The following is a 21,983-nucleotide window of genomic DNA, read 5'->3' on the forward strand; positions in this document are numbered from 1 at the left end:
AAAGCCCTCGACGAATCGAGGGCTTTGTATCTATATCTAACTAGATGTCAGAAGCGATTATTTAGCTTCTTGGTCTGCTTGGATAGCTGTTAGAGCGATGGTGTACACGATGTCGTCTACTAGCGCTCCACGAGACAAGTCGTTTACAGGCTTACGCATACCTTGCAGCATTGGACCGATAGATACTAGGTCAGCTGAACGTTGTACCGCTTTGTAAGTTGTGTTACCCGTGTTTAGGTCTGGGAATACAAATACTGTCGCTTTACCTGCAACTGGAGAGTTTGGTGCTTTAGAAGCAGCAACGTTTTCCATAATAGCAGCGTCGTACTGTAGAGGACCGTCAATGATAAGATCAGGACGTTTCTCTTGAGCCAGTTTTGTTGCTTCACGTACTTTATCAACGTCTGCACCCTTACCAGATTCACCAGTAGAGTAAGAGATCATTGCAACGCGTGGTTCGATACCGAATGCTGCTGCAGAGTCGGCAGATTGGATAGCGATTTCAGCAAGCTGTTCAGCAGTTGGATCTGGGTTGATTGCACAGTCACCGTAAACCAGTACTTGATCAGGCAGAAGCATGAAGAATACTGAAGATACGATAGACGCATTTGGTGCCGTCTTGATGATTTGGAACGGAGGAACGATAGTGTTCGCCGTAGTGTGAACAGCACCAGAAACTAGGCCGTCAACTTCGTCGTTCTCAAGCATCATTGTGCCTAGGAATACTGAATCTTGTAGCTTCTCACGAGCCACAACTTCAGTCATGCCTTTAGCACCGCGCAACTCAACTAGGCGAGCAACGTAGTTTTCACGAACAGCATCTGCATCAATGATGGTTACACCAGTACCTAGCTCAACGCCTTGTTGAGCCGCTACGCGACGGATTTCATCTGGGTTACCTAGAAGTACACAGTCTGCAATGCCGCGTTCAGCACAGATTGCCGCTGCTTTAACTGTGCGTGGTTCGTCACCTTCTGGAAGAACGATACGCTTACCTGCTTTACGAGCAAGTTCAGTTAGCTGGTAACGGAACGCTGGTGGGCTTAGACGACGAGACTTCTGAGTGCCTTCAGTCATAGACTCGATCCAGTTACCGTCAATGTGGCCAGCAACGTGTTCGTTGATGAACTCGATACGCTCTTTATCGTCTGCAGGTACTTCGATGCTGAAGCTCTGTAGGTTTAGAGACGTTTGCCAAGTGTTACCTTGTGCTTTGAAGATAGGTAGACCAGTGTCGAATGCTGGTTTACATAGGCCTTCGATTTCGCTAGGGATATCGTAACCGCCAGTTAGCAGTACTGCACCAATATCCACACCGTTCATTGCAGCAAGAGAAGCAGCAACGATAACATCAGGACGGTCTGCAGAAGTAACAAGTAGAGAACCCGGTTTGAAGTGCTCAATCATGTTTGGCAGAGAACGTGCACAGAAAGTGATGCTCTTGATGCGACGAGTGTTGATGTCACCTTCGTTGATGATATCTGCTTTCAGGTGTTTAGCCATGTCGATTGCACGAGTCGCAATCAGATCAATGCTCCATGGCACACAACCTAGTACACGAATTGGAGAAGTGTTGAAAATTTCCATCACTTTCAATTCGTTTTGTTTCGCGCTGTCTGCATCGTCAAAGATTTCAGATAGGTCAGGGCGAGTACGGCCAGCTTCGTCAACAGGAGCGTTTAGCTTGTTGATGATAACACCAGAGATGTTTTTGTTTTTAGTGCCGCCGAAGTTAGAACATGCTACTTCGATACGCTCTTTCAGTTGCGCAGGGTTATCAGTACCTGGAGTCGCAACTAGCACGATTTCTGCACCAAGTGTTGCCGCGATTTCCGCGTTTACTTGGTTTGCAAATGGGTGCTTACGAGTAGGTACAAGACCTTCGATTAGCGTAACGTCTGCGTCTTTGTTGATTTGGTTGTAACGTTCAACAACGGTTTCTAGCAGCTCGTCCATGTTGTCGTTACCGATTAGGCTTTCAGCAACAGACATCGCCATTGGTTCACCGATCTTCATATCGCTGTTACGACCAACGATAGTTGAAGTCAGATCTGGCTGATCACCACCTGAACGTGGCTGACAGATTGGCTTGTAGAAAGAAACTTTAACGCCTTTACGCTCCATAGCGCGAAGAACACCCATGCTAACGCTTGTTAGGCCAACGCCTGCGCTAGTAGGGATAAGCATAATAGTACGAGACATTCGTAGAGTACCTTTAGCTATTTGGGGGATAAAAGCTCAACTCTTATTCCATGAAGCTCGAAGAATAGGAGTTGAGCCCCTAAGAAATTCGTTTGAATGAAAATCTGGCTAGCCGAGTGGCTAGCCAGGAATTCAATTAAAGACCTGTCAGGCGAGCAGTGTCTTCAGCGATGACTAGCTCTTCGTTAGTAGAGATAACCATTGCAGGGATACGGCTGTTTTCAGTCGTGATAACGCCTTCGCCGCCGAAGCGAGCTTTAAGGTTAGCTTCGCTATCTACTTCGATACCGAAGATGCCAAGACGGTTTAGAACCATTTCACGGATAGGGCCAGAGTTCTCGCCGATACCGCCAGTGAAAGTGATTGCGTCTAGACGGCCTTCCATTGAAGCAGTGTAGCCAGCAACGTATTTAGCTAGACGGTGGCAGAACACGTCCATTGCGCGTGTTGCTTCTTCTTTTTGACCGTAGTTGTCTTCAACGAAACGACAGTCAGAAGTCACTTCAGTTAGACCTTGAAGACCAGACTCTTTAGTTAGCATCGTGTTGATTTGATCAACAGAGTAACCTAGAGCGTCGTGTAGGTGGAAGACGATAGCAGGGTCGATGTCGCCACAGCGAGTACCCATTACCAGACCTTCAAGTGGAGTAAGACCCATAGAAGTGTCTACAGATTGACCGTTCTTGATCGCACATACAGATGCGCCGTTACCTAGGTGACAGTTGATGATGTTTACTTCTTCAACTGGTTTGTTTAGTAGGCCTGCAACTTCACGAGTGATGAACAAGTGAGAAGTACCGTGCATGCCGTAACGACGGATACCGTGTTCTTTGTATAGGTTGTATGGAAGAGCGTATAGGTAAGACTCTTCAGGCATAGTTTGGTGGAACGCAGTGTCAAATACAGCAACGTTTTTCAGCTCTGGGAAGTTTTTCTTAGCCGCTTCGATACCGATGATGTGAGCAGGGTTATGAAGAGGTGCAAATGTTGCAGCGTCTTGAATACCTTTTAGAACTTCATCAGTAATTAGTGCAGATTGAGTGAACTGCTCGCCGCCGTGAACGATACGGTGACCGATTGCGCCTAGGTTAGCTTTAAGCTCTGGCTTAGAAGCAAGAATAGTTTCTACCATAAACGCTAGTGCTTCTTCGTGAGCTGCACCATTGCCTAGTTGAGCTTCGTGCTTGCCATCAAGTTTCCACTTGATGCGAGCTTCAGGAAGGTGAAGACACTCAGCAAGACCTGACAAGTGCTCGTCGCCGTTCTCGGCATCAACAACGGCAAATTTAAGAGAAGAACTACCGCAGTTTAAAACTAAAACTAGCTTAGACATGTATGACTACCTGTTATTCGTCTGATAAAAAATCAGTTAAAGAATGAAAAATTAATCACAAGAATAGCCGATACCCAGAAGGCTGCGTACTAATCCTGGTCAAAAATTGTTCTAATTCCATATAAAGAAATAGTGATGAACCCTTCCATCACTATGATGCGATCCGTGCAGATAGATATCTCGGAGTTGCTTAAATTGTAAATAACAGCAACAATGAGATTGAGGGTCTGCAAAGGATAGCGATAATAAGCAATGATAACAAAAAAAATTTGAAAGAATATTAACTTTCATCAATTTTTTGTACCTTCAGTTGAAATGTTCAACTATTTTTTAGTGAGAGAGCGGTATGAGTAATAAAGTCGGATTGATCCATAGCCTGAAAGATGGCCAGAATTACATGGAGATCTGGCCGGTTCGTAAAGAGCTAAGCGCCATATTTCCGGAACAGCGTATCATTAAGGCGACTCGCTTTGGCATTAAAGTCATGCCGGCCGTTGCTGCGATCAGCGTACTCACTCAAATGGCATTTAACAATTACCACGCGTTACCTCAATCCATTGTTGTAGCCTTGTTTGCGATTAGCTTGCCACTTCAAGGCATTTGGTGGCTTGGTGCTCGATCCAACACGAAATTGCCGCCTTCTTTGGCCTCTTGGTATCGGGAGTTGCATCAAAAAATTGTGGAAACAGGTTTTGCATTAGAGCCTGTCAAAGCTCGCCCTCGTTACAAAGAGCTTGCGATAATACTGAACCGAGCGTTTCGCCAGCTCGATAAATCGTCATTAGAGCGTTGGTTCTAATTTAAATTGTTTGAAATGGAGTGTGCACTGGCCGCTCCATTTTTGATCCTGCCTCTATTACCTACTTTGACGGTCGTTGATGAAGCGAGCGAAGCTTTGTTTACCAAAGATTCTTTCCGGATGAAGAAGTCCCCCCGATCACAAATGTTGCTTTAGTGTTAAATCTTTCTTTTCTTTACTAAGACTTAGTAGTAATAATAAAAACAAGATGCGCAAGAAGTGCACAGTTATATGAACACAACAATACCGCCTTCAAACATTTGAATTCACGAGTCGATACACATATTGAAAGCTCGTGAAACAAGGACGAAGTCACATCAAGGAGTTATGATGAAAACGAAACGTTTATTAGCCACTGCCGTTCTATCAGCTACTGCTATTTTCTCTTCTACCAATGTACTGGCCGCCACTGCAACTGTCGCAGTTTCACAGATTGTCGAACACCCGGCGTTAGACGCGACGCGCCAAGGGTTACTTGATGGTTTGAAAGCGAAAGGCTACGAAGAAGGCAAAAATCTAGAATTTGATTATAAGACCGCACAGGGTAATCCAGCGATTGCGGTGCAAATTGCCCGTCAGTACGTCGGCGAAAATCCCGATGTGTTAGTTGGCATCGCGACACCTTCGGCACAAGCTTTGGTGTCGGCTACTCGCTCTATTCCTGTTGTCTTTACTGCGGTAACAGATCCGGTTGGTGCGAAATTGGTTAAGTCGATGGAACAACCAGGCAAAAACGTAACTGGCCTGTCTGATCTTTCACCCGTTGCTCAGCATGTCGATCTCATCCAAGAAATTCTTCCTCAGGTGAAAAGCATCGGGGTTGTATTTAATCCCGGTGAAGCTAATGCCGTGACTTTAGTTGAATTACTAAAAGAAAGCGCAAAAGCAAAAGGCATACAAGTGGTTGAAGCGACCGCACTAAAAAGTGCTGATGTTCAGTCTGCGACTCAAGCGATTGCAGCGAAATCAGACATTCTTTACGCCCCAACAGACAATACAGTTGCAAGTGCGATTGAAGGGATGATTGTGGCAGCGAATCAAGCGAAGAAACCTGTATTTGGTGGCGCGACGTCGTATGTCGAAAAGGGTGCTATTGCAGGCTTAGGTTTTGACTACTACCAGGTTGGTGTACAAACCGCGGATTACGTGGCGGCGATTCTTGATGGTCAAGAACCAGGCAAGCTGGATGTAAAAGTCGCGACGGGCTCTGACCTTGTAATTAATGAAAGCGCAGCATCTAAGCTCGGTATCAAGCTGCCAAGTTCTGTGGTTGAACGTGCGACAAGCATGCAATAAGTAATGCTTTTTGGGGTTAAGCCTGTCACGTTGGTTGATAGAGGCTTGCCCCAAAACTGATACTCTCCAGATTTCTCGTGTAAAGCATTCTGCTAGAGAAGAAGGGGAGTATACGTTAGAAGTCTTACGTTCAGGTTGGTATTAGCCAGCCTGAGCATGCAGAAAGGAGCAGTTATGTCTGCATTTGCTTTTTTTGGTGCACTCGAAATTGGCTTGATTTATGGCCTAGTCGCTCTGGGTGTGTATCTTACGTTCCGTGTTCTCGATTTCCCCGATTTGAGTGTGGATGGCAGCTTTCCAATGGGAGCGGCGGTGGCTGCAACGGCGATTGTCGCAGGTATTAATCCTTGGCTTGCGACAATAATGGCGATGATAGCTGGTAGTATGACGGGATGGGTAACCGCTTTTCTGGCTGTTCGGTGTGGTATTTTACACCTGTTAGCTTCCATTCTTACCATGATCGCTGCATTTTCAATTAATATTCGTATTATGGGCAAACCTAATATGGCGTTGCTTGGAGAGGATACGATTCTCACTCCGTTTGAAGCATTGGGCGATGCGATGTTTATTCGCCCTCTGGTTGTTGGGGCCTTAGTTCTTCTGTCCGCTTTCTTTGTCATTCGCCTGCTGAACAGCGACTTTGGTCTTGGTTTACGAGCCACGGGTGTGAATGCGCGTATGGTTTCTGCGCAAGGGGCGAGCACTGGCTTTTATACCTACTTTGGCTTGGCTTTATCCAACGGGTTTGTGGGATTCGCAGGCGCGTTGTTTGCACAAACGAACAGCTTTGCGGATGTGACCTCTGGCGTGGGCACCATTGTCGTTGGTTTGGCAGCTGTGATTTTGGGGCAGACCCTTATTCCCGGGCGCAAGATTTGGGTTGCGGTGTTTGCGGTCATCATCGGTTCGGTACTTTATCGCCTTGCAGTGGCTTTCGCTTTGAGTTCTGGCATGTTTGGTTTACAAGCTTCAGACCTCAACCTTGTTACCGCAGTATTGGTGGCTGTGGCGCTTATTGCTCCGAAGCTAAAACAGAGCATGAGAGCGAAACAACGCGTTACTGATGCTAAACAAGCGGCATCAAAAAATGGTTCTGGGGAGGCATTATGATCGAACTAAATAATATTCAGGTCACGTTCAACCCTGGGACGATTTTGGAAAATCGTGCATTGAAAGGCGTCTCTTTAGAGGTTCCAGAGCATCAATTTCTTACCGTGATTGGTTCTAATGGCGCAGGAAAATCGACGTTGCTTGGTGCGGTGACAGGTGAGACGCCGATGATAGGTGGTCAGGTTATCATTGACGGCAAAGACGTCACCAAGCAGACGGTTGCCCAACGTGCGACGCAATGCGCCCGAGTGTTTCAAGATCCATTGGCCGGGACTTGTGGTGAACTGACGATAGAAGAGAACATGGCTCTAGCGCACATGCGTGGTAAAAAACGCAGCTGGGGGTTGGCGCTCTCTACTAAACGTCGCAAGCTGTTCCAAGAGCGAATTAGCATCCTCGGTCTTGGTTTAGAAGACCGCTTGGGCGATAGCATTGGGTTGCTGTCTGGTGGGCAGCGACAAGCCGTTAGCCTTGTGATGGCGACGTTATCGGAGAGTAAGCTGTTATTGCTTGATGAACACACGGCTGCGCTTGATCCTCGTATGGCGGCGTTTGTTATCGACTTAACTAAACGTATTGTTGATGAGTTCGATTTAACAGTGATGATGGTGACGCATTCGATGAAAGACGCATTAGCATGTGGCGATAGGACCGTAATGCTTCACCAAGGTGAAATTGTGCTTGATGTGGCTGGAGAGCAGCGCGCTAACATGCAGGTACCAGACTTGTTGGATATGTTCTCCAAAGTGCGTGGTGAAGAGCTGGCAGATGACAGTCTCTTGTTGAACTAAGCGGTATCCGACAAGTCACTACGCCTACTAAGTGTGATCCTCCTTGAGAAAATTGGCTGATATGTCAACTCGCAAGGAGGATTTCTTGTCTCTAATTCTTCAATAACATAGTGGCATATCCGATGACGAGGAGTGCCCATAATGAACCTGCCATTTATTTTTCATAGTCAAACTATTGATGGTTTAGCTTTTAATGACGAGCAAGTTACAGTCAGACTGAAAACCGAGACATTGGATTTTGATTCCGTCTATGTGCGTATTGAGCCGGACAATGAAGAATATCTGGTCGACATGGCTCAAGTAGGAACGGCTGGTGAATTATTACTATGGGAGGCATTGTTTCGACCAAATCAAGATCGAGATGTCACACATTATGTGTTTAAGCTCCTCAAAGACGGACAACAATACTGGCTCGATGCACGAGGCGTACAAAAGCGTATTCCACCCAAAGAGTTCCACTTTAAGTTGAATGTAGAGCATCAACCACCAAGCTGGGTCCAAGAGCAAGTTTTCTATCAAATCTTTCCTGACCGTTTTTCTGCTAGTAAAAGTGAGTCTGATATTCGCCACGCTTATGCTCAGTATGATTCTGCCTCGTTCGTCAAGGCGTGGGGAGACGCGGTAGGCTCTCACCAAAATACCGGGGCACGTGAATTCTTTGGCGGCGACCTCAAAGGTGTAGAACAAAAGTTGGACTATCTTGAACAGCTCGGCGTTACTGCGCTTTATTTTAATCCGATCTTTTCTTCACCAAGTAATCATAAATACGACACCACCGATTACTTCACTGTTGACCCTATGTTCGGCACCAATGATCAGTTTGCTGAACTGTGTGAGAAAATCCGTGGTAAGAATATGAAGATTGTCTTAGACGCGGTGTTTAACCACACATCAGTGCATCATCCTTGGTTTGATATAGAACAAAAAGGAGAAGGAGCGTATGGCAATCCGCAGTCAAAGTTCCGTGATTACTACTTTTTCGAAGGCGAAACCAATCACTACATTGGTTGGAAAGGCATTGGTAACTTACCGGTTCTGAACTTTGAAAATGAACAGGTGCGCGACTACATCTACCAAAGTGAAGAGTCTGTCATCAAGTATTGGCTGAAGCCACCGTACTTGGTTGATGGCTGGCGGTTTGATGTAATCCATATGCTTGGCGAAGGAGACGGCGCGAAAAACAATGCTCATTATGTGGCAGCGTTTCGTAATGCGACTAAGTCAGTAAACCCGAATGCTTATGTGTTAGGTGAGCACTTTTTTGAAGCAACGCAGTGGTTGCAAGGTGATCAAGAGGATGGGGCGATGAACTACTACGGTTTTGCTCATCCAGTTCGAGCTTTTATCGCACGACAAGACATTATGTACGATCCAATCAACATTGATGGTTTGGAGTTTAAAGCATGGTTGGACGAAGCCAGAGCAAAAATCCCATTTTCTAATCAGCTATCGCAGCTAAATCAACTCGATAGTCACGATACTGCTCGGTTTATCACACTGGTTGATGGTGATAAGCGTAAAATGAACATCGCGCTAGCAATGCTTATGACTTACGTTGGCACGCCTTGTCTTTACTACGGGAGTGAAGTCGGTCTAGAAGGAGGTCTAGACCCGGATAATCGTCGCTGTTTTCCTTGGAATGAAATCGAAAGTTCACAATGGCTATCGCTTTACCAACAATGGATCAAGATACGTAAACAATGTAAGCCTTTACAGTCGGGCTGTATTCAATGGCTGCATTGCACTAACAACCAGTTGGCGTACGCACGTGTACTAGGTCGTGAAGCAGTCGTTGTTATGATTAATCTCAGTGGTAATGAATGTTCAATCGATTTACCTATGTGGCAACTGGGCTTGGAGGTTAGCCAAGTTATATCGTTGCTAGATGACACAGAACAGGTTGATTATAAAGGTCATATCTCTGTCAATATGTCGGCACAGAGCTGCAAATTATGGCGACTAAAGTGACACCACACTCTATATTGATTAAACTCCTTTAATATATAAACGGTCTCAAACAGCGCGCACACATTTGTTTGGTCTCTTGTTATCTGGTGCTGCATTGCATGCGTCACCAGATAACGAGTATCAATTTAATAGCAGTCATAAGAGACTATTGACCTTTCATATGCATGGTACTCAATGGTAAACCAAAGGCGATTTAGCCTCTCATTTGTCATCTTTTTTCCTCTGGCGTTATTTGTAGTGGTTTTACTCGTGACAACGAAAAATTACTATGATGCGGTTAACCGCTATATCGATTCTGAGTATTCGCGTATCGAGCGTGCAATGTCTCGCGGTATTAAAGTACTCACGGCTTTAGATTACAGCTTCACCAACTATACCAATTACGCTAACCCACTGTTTGAAGAACATAATTCTTTAGTCAAAGAAGGGCTTTGTTATCTTTGGCCTATAGATGTGTTATTACTCGAAAGTGTTTATAGTGAAGGGTTACCTGCGGTTGACCTTGATTATATGATCGTAGGGGACGAAAGCTTATGTCAGCAAGGTTCAACGATTAACCAGTTAGCTGAACAAAAGGCGGGTTTTGCGCCGTCATTGTCATTTCTACACGATATTGAATCGCACATTGTTGGAATCCATTACATTGACAAGCGCGGTTACGTTATCTCCTCACCCGATACCTACGCAAAAAATTTCACAAGAGAGCTTTTGTCAACGCTAAAAGCCCGACCTTTTTGGCAAAAAACCGCGCAAGATAAAGTGAACATTACCTTGGCTGGACCAGGGCCTGTGTTGGACTCGATGGAAGGTCAAGTCATTAGTATGACGGTACCCGTCTATGAGAAAGGAGAACACCAAGGTGTTTTGTCTATTGATTTTGATATCAATACGCTCATGGCTTCATCGCTAGGTCTTGTAGGTCAGTTTCATTTGGTTTCCAATTTACAATCCATTCCTTCAAACAGTACACGAATCAAACCAGTCGAATTAGAGCGATTGAGTGCGAATCACAGCATGTACTACGAGTACAACCTTTGGGATGAAGCTAAGAACCTAGCGGTTTTTGAAAAATACAGCCTTATTGTCGCACTATTTATTTACGTGCTGAGTACCGTCGTCTTGTTCTATGTGAATATGCATAGCGAGCGACGTTACTTTAAAGAACTGGCAGCAAGAGACCCAATGACCAGCTTATTGAATCGTCGAGGTATGCAAACCGTGTGGCGTAATAAGATGACAAAAAAACAGGTTGCTTTGGCAGTGTTCGATATTGATAACTTCAAGAAGATCAACGACACCTATGGTCATGATGTCGGTGATTCTGCAATTCAGCTTGTTGCAAAATGTATACGTGAAAATATTCGCCATACCGATGTTGCCTCAAGGTTTGGTGGCGAAGAGTTCGTTTTAGCTATTTATGACGAAGATTCAGAAGGCATTAAACTCATTTTAGACAGAGTAAAAAAAGCCATAGATGAGCGCTCGATACGCGTAACGAAAGAAGGCTTTACGATCTCTGGCGGTGTGGTGTTTAGTAAAGAGAGCCGAGTAGAAAACTTTGATGAGTTGTTTAAAGCGGCGGATGAAAAGTTATATCAAGCCAAAAGTACCGGAAAAAATAAGATTTGTTACTAGGATTTAGGTACTAAAAAGGACGAGATATTCGTCCTTTTTGTGTTCGGGAATTATGCAACCTGAGAGTTTAAGTCATCGCGGTAGCGTTGAATATGCTCAACAATTGGTGCGGCTTTGTTAAACGTTCTGATTTCTCTAAATAGGTCTTTTGCTTCAGGATAAGCCTGACGTAAGTAAGAGAACCATTGTTTTACGCGGTTTGGGTAATACAAGCCTTTATCGCCTTTCATCTCGAACTTGGAGTAATAGATGAGCAACTCAACCACCTCGGGCCATGACATTGGCTGGTGGTTATGTTTCACCATATTGCCTAAGTTAGGGATATTGAAAGCGCCTCGGCACACCATCAAAGAGTTAACGCCAGTCGTTTCAATGCAACGTTGACCGTCTTCATAATTCCAAATTTCACCATTCGCTATCAGTGGGATATCAAAACGTTCGCGAATTTGGTTGATGTAATCCCATTTTATCTCAGAAGCTTTATAACCACCTTGTTTAGTACGTGCGTGTACGGTCAATTCATTTGCGCCAGCAGACTGAATGGCATCGACAATTTCAAAGCAATCTTCAGGGTTCTCCCAGCCAAGACGAATTTTTGCAGTTACGGGAATGGCTTCTGGAACGGCTTCTCGACAAGCTTTAACCACACGGTGAATGAGCTCTGGATGCTGGAGTAGCGCTGCTCCACCTTTACTTTTGTTGACCATTTTGGCTGGGCAACCAAAGTTTATATCAATGCCTCTTGCGCCAAGGTTTGCCGCTTTAATTGCGTTCTCAGCCATCCAGTTCGGTTCTTGTCCCAACAATTGCACATGTACTGGCACACCAGATGCAGTCTGAGAACCTTGCAACAGCTCTGGGCATAAACGGTGAAACACATGATCGGGTAATAGCTGGTCGATTACGCGAACAAACTCCGTAACACACAGGTCATAGTCGTTTATCTCGGTCAGGATTTGGCGCATCAAATGATCTAAAACGCCTTCCATTGGGCCTAGTACAACTCGCATAGCTTGCCTAATACAGTTTGGTGGTAAAAAGGAGGGCGATTGTAGCGATGTAAGTTAAGTTTGTCATTAAAAGACTCGAAGCGCCCAATGCAGTCAAACACACAACGTTAGGTTACGTGCTTTTGAGCTCTGAGGTATAATGCCGCCAAATTTATGGGAAACCAGATGTCATGCAATACACATTGATTGAAAAAGGTGAAGTTCACGTCGATGAATCTTGCCTATTTATCGAAGGCGCAGTGTTAGCTGCGAATCTGACGACAAAACCACTCGCTCCTGAAAAGTGGTTAGAGCCGCTATTAGGTGAGGGATTCAAAGCGATTCAACCAGCTGTGGAAGAGCAAATTCACAAGCAGCATAACCGAATTCAACGAAACGAATATTCCGTGCTAGAGCTAACAGGCAAAGAACCTGAACAACTTGCTGATTTTGCCGAAGGCTTTATGTCTGTTTGGCCAATGATTGAAGAACAGTGGCAAGACGTTGAGCTCAATGATGGATTACAGCGTATGCTGCAAGCATTACTGACCACTTTGATGCTGGCTATCGATGAGCCAGCAACGCAGCAACAGATGCGCGACGCAGGTATTGAAACGCCACCGGCCCTGACAGATTTAGTCGATCAGCTTGATTTAATGGTCGGTGAAGTCGCGCTGGGCGCGGATGAGTTAATGGTAGGCAATAAAGCTCAAAGCCTAAACCCATTCAAAGGTATCGGGCGCAATGATCCCTGTCCTTGTGAGAGCGGAAAAAAATTCAAGCAGTGCTGTGGTCAATCACGCGGCTAAAGCGAATCGCCGCGCTATCCACTTAACAAAAAGCCGACCAGATGGTCGGCTTTTTGTTAATTTTTACGCGTCAGTAGGATTAACGAATTGGATTAACGGGTTTTGCTGGGAAGAATTGTGCAATTACAATTAATGCCAAAGCGATTAAATTGCCTGCAAAAATTACTACTAACCATTGTGGCATTGATAAATCAAGGAGCTGCCACACAACCTTAGAGCAATCACCATATGCTTCAAACATCCAAGGAACCCACTGATTGAGCGGAGCCCAGCTGGGGAATGTGACGAATAAATCGCAAGTCGCGAATGGTGATGGATTAAACTGGTAGTCAACGTGCTGCATCGCAAGTAACAAACCCTTGTAAGCACTTAATCCCCAGCCTATCAAACCTAGCCAGCGGAAAATTGGGTTCTTGGGTGCCAATATACCAACCATTGCAGCGACGCCCACTCCCATCATCGCGACTCTTTCATAAATACACATGACACATGGTGCAAGCATCATGACGTGCTGAAAATAGAGGGCACATGCTTCAAAGAAAACGACGAATAGCAGAAGCAGTAGCCACGATAAACGTCCCTTTGAAAACTGGTTAAGTGAATTTAAAATAGTCACGTTTTTGTTCCTGTCTGAAATAGAAAAAGCTCTGAATACTCAGAGCTTTTTATCGTGGATAAGTTTCCTAATCAACTCAAATTTTAGTGACCACCGGATACTACGGGAGTCAGATCACCACTATGAGGTAAAATCCAACCAGCTTCGTAGAAAGAAGCTGTTGCAGGCTCTAGGAAGAACATGATTCCCATCAGACCGACAATCGCAAGAACGACGGTGTAAGGCAGCGCCATGATAACCATTCGACCGTAAGACAGACGAATTAATGGAGCGAGAGCCGATGTGAGTAAGAATAGGAATGCCGCTTGACCGTTTGGCGTTGCAACAGAAGGCAGGTTAGTACCAGTATTGATTGCCACCGCCAGTAAGTCGAACTGATCACGAGTAATGAGACCCTCAATGAGTGCAGTTTTTACTTCATTGATGTAAACCGTACCAACGAACACGTTATCCGACACCATAGATAATAAGCCATTCGCCACATAGAACAGAGCTAGCTGAGTACCTTTATCTTCAACGGCAAGCACCGCATCGATGACTGGTTTAAACAGCTCTTGGTCAATGATTACAGCAACGATCGAGAAAAATACTGCAAGCAGTGCAGTGAAGGGCAGGGCCTCTTCAAACGCTTTCCCCATGGAGTGCTCTTCAATGACACCAGTAAATGCGGTCGCTAAAATGATCACAGAAAGGCCAATTAAGCCGACAGCCGCTAAGTGCAAAGCGAGTGCAACGATCAACCAAACCGCAATAAGACCTTGAACCCAGAGTTTTGCGACATCTTGATTTGTTCGCGTTTTACGCTCTTCACGGTCAAAATCGACGAGGATCTGACGAACGTTGTTAGGAAGCTTCGCGCCGTAGCCAAACACTTTAAGCTTTTCAACTAAAGCACAAGTGATGAGACCACAGAAAAATACAGGTAGTGTCACCGGAGACATACGGATTAGGAATTCACCAAATAACCAACCCGCTTGGTCTGCAATAATTAAGTTTTGAGGTTCACCAACCATCGTGGTTACGCCACCTAAGGCAGTACCTACACCAGCATGCATCAACAAAGAGCGCAAAAAGGCACGATAGTTTTCTAGGTCATCACGCGTTAGTTCAGTGATCGTGTCATCTTGTGTATGGTCATGGTCACCGATAGGGTTACCAGACGCTACTTTGTGATAGATAGAGTAAAAGCCGATCGCCACGCTGATAACAACGGCGATAACCGTCAAGGCATCCAAAAATGCAGACAAAAATGCCGCAGCAAAGCAGAACGCGAGTGATAGTAGGGTTTTAGAGCGAATGCCAAGTAAAATTTTGGTAAAAATGAACAGCAATAGCTGCTTCATGAAGTAGATGCCCGCAACCATAAATACCAGAAGTAGCAGTACTTCGATGTTTGCTACTAATTCGTGCTTAACTTGCGCAGGGCTAGTCATGCCGATAGCAATGGCTTCAATAGCAAGTAAACCGCCAGGTTGTAATGGGTAGCATTTTAATGCCATTGCTAGCGTGAAAATAAATTCAGCGACCAACAACCATCCAGCTACAAATGGGTTTATTAGGAAGAATACAATCGGGTTAATTATTAAGAAGGCTATAATGGCAACTTTGTACCAATCAGGCGCTTTACCAAGGAAGTTCTTGATAAAAGCGTTTCCGAGCGATATCGGCATGATAATTCTCTTTATAACAAAATTATGAATAGACACTACAATAGTGCTTAAGTATCTGTTTGTTAGACTTATTAACTAGTCTTTAAAAACAATAACTTAGTAAAACAACAATCCTTTGTTTATTGTAGTCTTGCCAAGTTACTTCCCCTGAACTCAAGCACCGCTCACTTTCGACCGCAAACTCTACACTCAGGCATTTATTAGTCAATAACAAAACGTGATGCTACCGACTAAAATGACTTTTTAAATGTAATAACGCGATCAAAACGGCGCTACTATACCATGAAAGTCTTAAAAAAATCCTCTTGGATTTTAAATGACGGTCAGTGACGAGAAAAGGCAAATTAAGAAAGAATATTAACTGTGATATACAAAGTAATTTTTCATATTTTGAATATAAAAATGTGACACGGTTGTCTTTATTTCTCCGAGATTTGTGAGCTGTTTAATTAAATGAAAATTCATATTTTACTGCTTTCGATCGCATGTTAGAGCCTCTTAAATTGACACAACATATAGAGTATTAACTCTATGTTATGTAGTCGTTTCCACTATTGATCGTAAATTTTCTCAAACCGCTAAGTAGTGGTATGATGAGTAGTATCGACCCTCAGAAATCAATATTGGATAAAAAGTAGAATGGTCATAAAGGCGAAAAGCCCTGCGGGATTCGCAGAAAAATATATTATCGAGAGCATTTGGAACGGCCGTTTTCCTCCAGGCTCAATTTTACCTGCTGAGCGCGAGCTGTCCGAACTGATTGGTGTTACTCGAACGACTTTAAGAGAGGTTCTTCAACGACTAGCCCGTGATGGATGGCTGACTATCCAGCACGGCAAACCTACGAAAGTTAACCAATTTATGGAGACCTCTGGTCTGCATATTTTGGATACTTTAATGACGCTAGACGTTGATAATGCGACAAACATTGTAGAAGATCTGCTTGCGGCACGTACCAACATCAGTCCTATCTTTATGCGCTATGCATTTAAAGCGAACAAAGAGAGCTCTGAGCGTACAATTAAGAACGTAATCGAATCTTGTGAAGCTTTAATGAATGCGGCTTCCTGGGACGAATTCATCGCTTCTTCGCCGTATGCTGAAAAAGTTCTGCAGAATGTAAAAGAAGATAACGAGAAAGATGAAGCGAAGCGTCAAGAAATCTTGATTGCTAAAACGTTCAACTTTTACGATTATATGCTTTTCCAGCGCCTAGCATTCCATTCAGGAAATCAAATTTACGGTTTGATCTTTAATGGTTTGAAGAAGCTCTACGATCGTGTCGGTAGCTACTACTTCTCAAATCCAGCTTCTCGTGAGCTAGCTCTGAAGTTTTACCATCAATTGCTCGAAACTTGTGAAAGTGGCCAGCGTGAACAACTACCAGTAGTGATTCGTCATTATGGTATGGAAAGTGCGTTGATCTGGAACGAAATGAAAAAGCAATTACCAACGAACTTCACGGAAGACGACAGTTAAGCGCTGACAAGTTGGATAAGCGAAAACCGCAGTGCCTTAGGCCTGCGGTTTTTTTGTTTTTATTTATAAGTCGGCGACGAACCAAGCACCAATAATAAGGCATGGAACGTTTATCCTGCTAGCGAGAGTCTGGGTAACGGTAGATATAATGACTCTACAACATCTGAAAGGACATGGTCGTAAGTATTGAAGATGGTCAATGACAAGTCCGATGTGACGCCATAAAGCTCTGCTTCTGTTAAGTCGACATGACTCTCTGTCACGTATTCATTTAGCGTCTGTATTGAGTGCGTGGAAGCAGGAGAGGTAATGCTAAGTGGAGCGATAACCGCTAGTTGGTTTAGCTTACGCATCATGACCGATGCATAATTTTTGAAACGTTCATTTCCGCCTTGCTCTCCTAAATCTTGAATGCTGATTCGTAACTGAGTCAGGGTCTCCAAGCTATCCATAATGTTTTGCCAGTTCATGTGATACTCATTATGCAAGTCATCTCTTTGTTCAACCGCTAGCCATGCGATGGTTACTTCATCCATCAAAAACAAGCAATGACGAATTAACTTACCATGCTCCATCTGGTTTCTTGCAACACTATGGTCATTCCATTGTTCAAGTAGTTTCCCTACTTTAATCTGTAATACGCGATACATGGGTTTGTTTTCAAACCGTGATGTTTCGACTAGAAGATGCAGCTTGTTAGTCAGAGCATCATGAAGAGCGTCCAATTTTTGTTGATCGTTTTGTTGGAATTGAAGCGAGTAGTGAGTAGCAGCTCGGTGGTGTCTCAGAAGGTGAACAACATCCCGCAACAATGTTAACAGCTGATATTTGCGCGCATGTTGCTGCTCTCTTTTAGAAGATAAGTGATATATTCCGGCTAAAATAGCGATGGACAATAGTGTGGAAATCAAAACAAACATAACCAACTCCTTGTTAGTGTTTGGACCTAACAAGGAAGATTGCAGTTTTGATGCCACTAATTAAATTCTATTAAAACAGTAATTTAGGATTGTTATGGGAGAGGTGCTGTACAAGTTTGGTGCACAAACTCCCCAAAAGTGTGAATTCAGTCAAAAAAAGTCCCCGCTGAACTGGCGAGGACTTTTTAAATTTGATTGTAAAGCTACAACTTACATTACGCGCATGCCAGGTTGAGCGCCTTCGTGTGGTTCAAGGATCCACAGGTCGCTACCACCAGGGCCTGCCGCTAGGATCATACCTTCAGACATACCAAATTTCATCTTACGAGGTTTTAGGTTAGCGACCATTACGGTTAGCTTGCCTTCTAGCTCTTCAGGTTTGTACGCTGACTTGATACCAGAGAACACCTGACGAGTTTCACCACCGATGTCCAATTGGAACTTAAGCAGTTTGTTGGCTTTTGGTACTTCTTCACAAGAGATGATACGAGCGATACGCATATCTACTGCAGCAAAAGCGTCGAACTCAATCTCTTCAGCGATTGGATCTTTATCTAGCTCAGTTTGGCTAGCCTTGTTCTTTTCCGCTTCGGCTTTTTCTTTCGCCGCCATTTCTGCCGCCGCATCTTCTTTAGACGCTTCGATCATCGCTTCAACATTCTTCGGATCGATACGGTTGAACAGTGCTTTGAACTTAGTGATCTCGTGGCCTGTTAGTGGAGCAGCGATGTTTTCCCAAGTTAGCTCTTGGTTTAGAAACGCTTCAGTACGCGCAGCTAGCGATGGCATTACTGGTTTCAGGTAAGTCATCAGTACACGGAATAGATTGATACCGACAGAACAGATGTCTTGTAGTTCCTGATCTTTGCCTTCTTCTTTTGCTACAACCCACGGTGCTTTATCATCAACGTATTGGTTAGCTTTGTCTGCCAATGCCGTGATTTCACGGATTGCACGACCAAACTCACGCGTTTCGTAAAGCTCAGCGATACGGTCAGCAGCAGCAACAAATTCGTTGTAAAGTTCAGGCTCTGCAAAGTTCTCAGACAGTTTGCCTTCAAAACGTTTCGCGATGAAACCTGCGTTACGAGATGCCAGGTTAACGATCTTGTTAACAACGTCAGCGTTTACGCGCTGAGTGAAGTCTTCAAGGTTAAGATCTAGATCATCGATACGGCTGTTTAGCTTCGCAGCGTAGTAGTAACGTAGACACTCAGGGTCTAGGTGCTCTAGGTAAGTGCTTGCTTTTACGAACGTACCTTTAGACTTCGACATTTTCGCGCCGTTTACGGTTACGTAACCGTGTACGAATACGTTGTTAGGCTTGCGGAAGCCAGAACCTTCTAGCATTGCTGGCCAAAATAGGCTGTGGAAGTAAACGATGTCTTTACCGATGAAGTGGTACAGCTCTGCTGAGCTGTCTTTTTTCCAATACTCGTCGAAATCTAGGTCGTCGCGCTTGTCACATAGATTTTTGAAAGAGCCCATGTAGCCGATAGGCGCGTCTAGCCACACGTAGAAGAATTTGTTTTTCTCACCAGGGATCTCGAAGCCAAAGTATGGTGCGTCACGTGAGATATCCCATTGCTGCAAACCAGATTCGAACCATTCTTGCATTTTGTTCGCTGTTTCAGCTTGTAGCGAGCCAGAGCGAGTCCACTCTTTTAGCATGCTTTCAAACTGAGGTAGGTCGAAGAAGAAGTGCTCTGAATCTTTCATTACTGGCGTCGCACCAGAAACCGCAGATTTAGGATTGATCAGTTCTGTTGGGCTGTAAGTCTCACCACAGTTGTCACAGTTGTCACCGTACTGGTCTTCAGACTTACATTTTGGACAGGTACCTTTTACGAAACGGTCCGGTAAGAACATCTCTTTTTCTGGATCGAACAGCTGAGAGATAGTGCGGCTAGAGATAAAGCCATTTTTCTTCAACTCAAGATAAATGTGTGACGCTAGCTCACGGTTCTCATCTGAGTGTGTGCTGTGGTAGTTATCAAAGCTGATATCAAATCCAGCGAAGTCTTTTTGGTGCTCTTCGCTAACTGCGGCAATCATTTCTTCAGGAGTAATACCCATCTGTTGCGCTTTAAGCATGATTGGCGTGCCGTGAGCATCGTCAGCACAGATGAAGTTTACAGTGTTGCCGCGTAGGCGTTGGTAACGAACCCAAATGTCCGCTTGGATATGCTCAAGCATATGACCAAGGTGGATCGAACCGTTAGCGTACGGAAGGGCACAAGTTACCAGCATTTTCCTTGACGGAAAGTTTTTTGGATCGTTTGCCATACTTAATATTCGCTTTTCTTGATAGGTATAAATAAATTTTGATGGATAATACTACCCCATGAACTGACTAACTCCAAGGTGTCAAACTGCGGAATGCCTTAGTTTTTTTGGGGTTCTGGTTGAGCCTGGACGGTGGTAGCATGACATCTAAAAGGAGGGCTTATGCATCAGTTCACTTCAAAACAAGATTTTTGTCACTGGTTTAACCAATTCCAACATCCACAGTTGGTGGAAAACTGGGCAGATATTCATGGCGTAATTTCGATTACGACACAGGGTTCTATTGATATAACGTTGCCATTCGCAAGTAATGAGCTTCAAACCGTACTGCATGACTGGATCAAACAGCAGCAAGCCTCGGGTAAAGTGGCTGAATTCCCATTTAATATTCGCCTTGGAGTTAAAGCTTTAGAAACTCAAGTGGCTAACTCGGTTAAGGGTGTTAAGAACATCATTGCCGTCAGTTCTGCGAAAGGTGGCGTTGGTAAATCTACTACCGCAGTTAATTTAGCGTTGGCAATTGCTCAATCTGGGGCGAAAGTGGGATTGTTGGATGCAGATATCTATGGTCCGTCTGTACCTATGATGTTGGGGCAAGAAGATGCTAAACCAGAAGTTCGTGATGGCAAGTGGATGGAACCCATTTTTGCTCACGGCATCTATACTCATTCTATCGGTTATTTGGTGGATAAATCAGAAGCGGCGATATGGCGTGGTCCAATGGCTTCAAAAGCGTTGTCGCAGTTATTAACTGAAACAGATTGGCCAGATTTGGATTATTTGGTGATTGATATGCCGCCAGGTACGGGGGATATTCAATTGACTCTGTCACAACAAATTCCGGTAACAGGTAGCGTGCTAGTCACAACGCCGCAAGATTTAGCCCTTGCCGATGCAAGGAAGGGAGCGGCAATGTTTAACAAAGTCCATGTCCCGGTTATTGGTGTTGTGGAAAACATGAGTTATCACATTTGTAGTCAATGTGGCGCGAAAGAGCATATTTTTGGTATGGGCGGAGCTGAAAAAATGTCGCAAGAATTTGGCTTAGCATTGTTAGGACAAGTTCCGCTTCATATCTCTATGCGAGAAGATATTGACGCTGGCGTGCCAACAGTAGCAAGACGCCCAGAAAGTGAGCATGCAGGGTATTATAAGCAACTTGCCGATCGCGTATGTAGCACGATGTTTTGGCAAGGCAAAGCAAAACCAGATGCGATTAGCTTTACAATGGTGAACTAAGTTTACTATGCCTGTTGGTTGATAATTGCACATTTTAACGTTTGCTCGGAGGTTAATCCTCTGAGCAGGCAGAAACTTATGACTAAACCCTAATTCCAACTAGTAACTATGGGGTGAACTCCCTATAATCAGGCAGTTTATCTTTTTATGTGACTAGAAATCATCATCGGGTGCAAACTAATGTCTGATAATAATCAATGCGTCATCGTAGGTATTGCTGGCGCTTCTGCTTCTGGAAAAAGTCTGATCGCGAGCACTATTTATAATGAGCTTCGCGCGAAAGTAGGCGATCATCAAATCGGTGTCATCACGGAAGATTGCTACTACAACGACCAAAGCCACCTAAGCATGGAAGAGCGAGTAAAGACGAACTACGATCACCCGAGTGCGTTGGACCACGACCTACTGTGTGAGCACCTAGAAAAATTGGTACGTGGTGAAGCAGTAGAAGTGCCTGAGTACAGCTACACTGAGCACACAAGAACAATTAACACCACCACAATGACACCTAAAAAGGTGATCATTCTAGAAGGTATCCTTCTTCTTACAGACCCTCGTCTTCGTGATTTGATGCATGCGACAGTATTTATGGACACACCGTTAGATATTTGCTTGCTTCGCCGTGTTAAGCGTGATGTGGAAGAACGAGGCCGAACTATGGAGTCTGTTCTTAAGCAATACCAACAAACAGTACGTCCGATGTTCATGCAGTTTATCGAACCTTCTAAGCAATATGCGGACATTATTGTTCCTCGCGGTGGTAAAAACCGTATCGCAATTGATGTATTAAAAGCTCACATTGCAAGACTTTTGAAAGCTTAAGCCTATAGACGGCTATATC

The 21,983-nt window shown here is 44.4% G+C and carries 17 protein-coding genes; 10 read left to right on the forward strand and 7 right to left on the reverse strand.

What is annotated here, in order from left to right; all coding sequences use genetic code 11:
* Window positions 1-57 precede the first annotated feature (57 nt).
* Both pta and R7O03_RS10015 read right to left on the reverse strand, forming a co-directional pair.
* Window positions 58-2,202, reverse strand: a complete 2,145-nt coding sequence (pta, locus tag R7O03_RS10010) for a phosphate acetyltransferase (protein ID WP_005380805.1) — start codon at window positions 2,200-2,202, stop codon at window positions 58-60.
* Between the two features lie 136 nt (window positions 2,203-2,338).
* Window positions 2,339-3,535: an acetate kinase gene (locus tag R7O03_RS10015; protein ID WP_005380807.1), complete on the reverse strand. Its 1,197-nt coding sequence runs from the start codon at window positions 3,533-3,535 to the stop codon at window positions 2,339-2,341.
* A 346-nt stretch (window positions 3,536-3,881) separates the two neighbouring features.
* Between R7O03_RS10015 and yfbV the strand changes: the two genes are divergently transcribed.
* The 6 genes from yfbV to R7O03_RS10045 all read left to right on the forward strand — a co-directional run bounded on the left by yfbV (window position 3,882) and on the right by R7O03_RS10045 (window position 11,134).
* Complete coding sequence (yfbV, locus tag R7O03_RS10020; protein WP_005380809.1) at window positions 3,882-4,334, forward strand: terminus macrodomain insulation protein YfbV; 453 nt, start codon at window positions 3,882-3,884, stop codon at window positions 4,332-4,334.
* Window positions 4,335-4,664: 330 nt separating this feature from the next.
* The gene (locus R7O03_RS10025; protein WP_017633858.1) at window positions 4,665-5,630 is read left to right on the forward strand and encodes an ABC transporter substrate-binding protein; all 966 of its coding nucleotides are present in this window, start codon (window positions 4,665-4,667) and stop codon (window positions 5,628-5,630) included.
* A gap of 174 nt (window positions 5,631-5,804) precedes the next feature.
* Window positions 5,805-6,740 carry an ABC transporter permease gene (locus R7O03_RS10030; RefSeq protein ID WP_005380812.1) on the forward strand — a complete coding sequence of 312 codons (936 nt, stop codon included), beginning with the start codon at window positions 5,805-5,807 and terminating at the stop codon, window positions 6,738-6,740.
* Window positions 6,737-7,531, forward strand: a complete 795-nt coding sequence (locus R7O03_RS10035; protein ID WP_005387275.1) for an ABC transporter ATP-binding protein — start codon at window positions 6,737-6,739, stop codon at window positions 7,529-7,531. The genes R7O03_RS10030 and R7O03_RS10035 overlap by 4 nt, the downstream gene beginning before the upstream one ends.
* A 141-nt stretch (window positions 7,532-7,672) precedes the next feature.
* Entirely contained in the window at window positions 7,673-9,499 is a 1,827-nt protein-coding gene (malZ, locus tag R7O03_RS10040; protein ID WP_262657317.1) for a maltodextrin glucosidase, read from the forward strand.
* Between the two features lie 174 nt (window positions 9,500-9,673).
* Complete coding sequence (locus R7O03_RS10045) at window positions 9,674-11,134, forward strand: sensor domain-containing diguanylate cyclase (RefSeq protein ID WP_005387278.1); 1,461 nt, start codon at window positions 9,674-9,676, stop codon at window positions 11,132-11,134.
* A gap of 50 nt (window positions 11,135-11,184) precedes the next feature.
* On the opposite strand, the gene dusC is transcribed toward R7O03_RS10045, so the two are convergent.
* Window positions 11,185-12,144 carry a tRNA dihydrouridine(16) synthase DusC gene (dusC, locus tag R7O03_RS10050; RefSeq protein WP_017633856.1) on the reverse strand — a complete coding sequence of 320 codons (960 nt, stop codon included), beginning with the start codon at window positions 12,142-12,144 and terminating at the stop codon, window positions 11,185-11,187.
* A gap of 170 nt (window positions 12,145-12,314) precedes the next feature.
* Between dusC and R7O03_RS10055 the strand changes: the two genes are divergently transcribed.
* Complete coding sequence (locus R7O03_RS10055) at window positions 12,315-12,932, forward strand: YecA family protein (RefSeq protein WP_005380818.1); 618 nt, start codon at window positions 12,315-12,317, stop codon at window positions 12,930-12,932.
* A gap of 79 nt (window positions 12,933-13,011) precedes the next feature.
* Here the strand turns inward: R7O03_RS10055 and dsbB are convergent, their stop codons facing one another.
* The gene (gene dsbB / locus R7O03_RS10060) at window positions 13,012-13,548 is read right to left on the reverse strand and encodes a disulfide bond formation protein DsbB (RefSeq protein ID WP_031781113.1); all 537 of its coding nucleotides are present in this window, start codon (window positions 13,546-13,548) and stop codon (window positions 13,012-13,014) included.
* An 83-nt stretch (window positions 13,549-13,631) separates the two neighbouring features.
* Entirely contained in the window at window positions 13,632-15,218 is a 1,587-nt protein-coding gene (gene nhaB, locus R7O03_RS10065; protein ID WP_005380822.1) for a Na(+)/H(+) antiporter NhaB, read from the reverse strand.
* A 639-nt stretch (window positions 15,219-15,857) separates the two neighbouring features.
* On the opposite strand from nhaB, the gene fadR reads away from it, so the two are divergent.
* A complete protein-coding gene (gene fadR / locus R7O03_RS10070) occupies window positions 15,858-16,697 on the forward strand; it encodes a fatty acid metabolism transcriptional regulator FadR (RefSeq protein ID WP_005380824.1) in 840 nt (279 codons plus the stop codon).
* Between the two features lie 110 nt (window positions 16,698-16,807).
* On the opposite strand, the gene R7O03_RS10075 is transcribed toward fadR, so the two are convergent.
* Together R7O03_RS10075 and metG are read right to left on the reverse strand one after the other, a co-directional pair.
* Window positions 16,808-17,617 (reverse strand): hypothetical protein, encoded by an 810-nt coding sequence (locus tag R7O03_RS10075; protein WP_213960464.1) that lies wholly within the window; start codon window positions 17,615-17,617, stop codon window positions 16,808-16,810.
* Window positions 17,618-17,827: 210 nt separating this feature from the next.
* On the reverse strand, window positions 17,828-19,903 hold the full coding sequence (gene metG / locus R7O03_RS10080) for a methionine--tRNA ligase (protein ID WP_318131694.1): 2,076 nt from the start codon (window positions 19,901-19,903) through the stop codon (window positions 17,828-17,830).
* 162 nt (window positions 19,904-20,065) lie between these two features.
* On the opposite strand from metG, the gene apbC reads away from it, so the two are divergent.
* Entirely contained in the window at window positions 20,066-21,142 is a 1,077-nt protein-coding gene (gene apbC / locus R7O03_RS10085) for an iron-sulfur cluster carrier protein ApbC (protein WP_138939567.1), read from the forward strand.
* Window positions 21,143-21,322: 180 nt separating this feature from the next.
* Window positions 21,323-21,964 (forward strand): uridine kinase, encoded by a 642-nt coding sequence (gene udk / locus R7O03_RS10090; RefSeq protein ID WP_005380833.1) that lies wholly within the window; start codon window positions 21,323-21,325, stop codon window positions 21,962-21,964.
* The last annotated feature ends 19 nt before the right edge of the window (window positions 21,965-21,983 follow it).

The organism is Vibrio sp. Vb2960, from assembly GCF_033337665.1.
GTDB classification, from domain to species: Bacteria; Pseudomonadota; Gammaproteobacteria; order Enterobacterales; family Vibrionaceae; genus Vibrio; species Vibrio alginolyticus.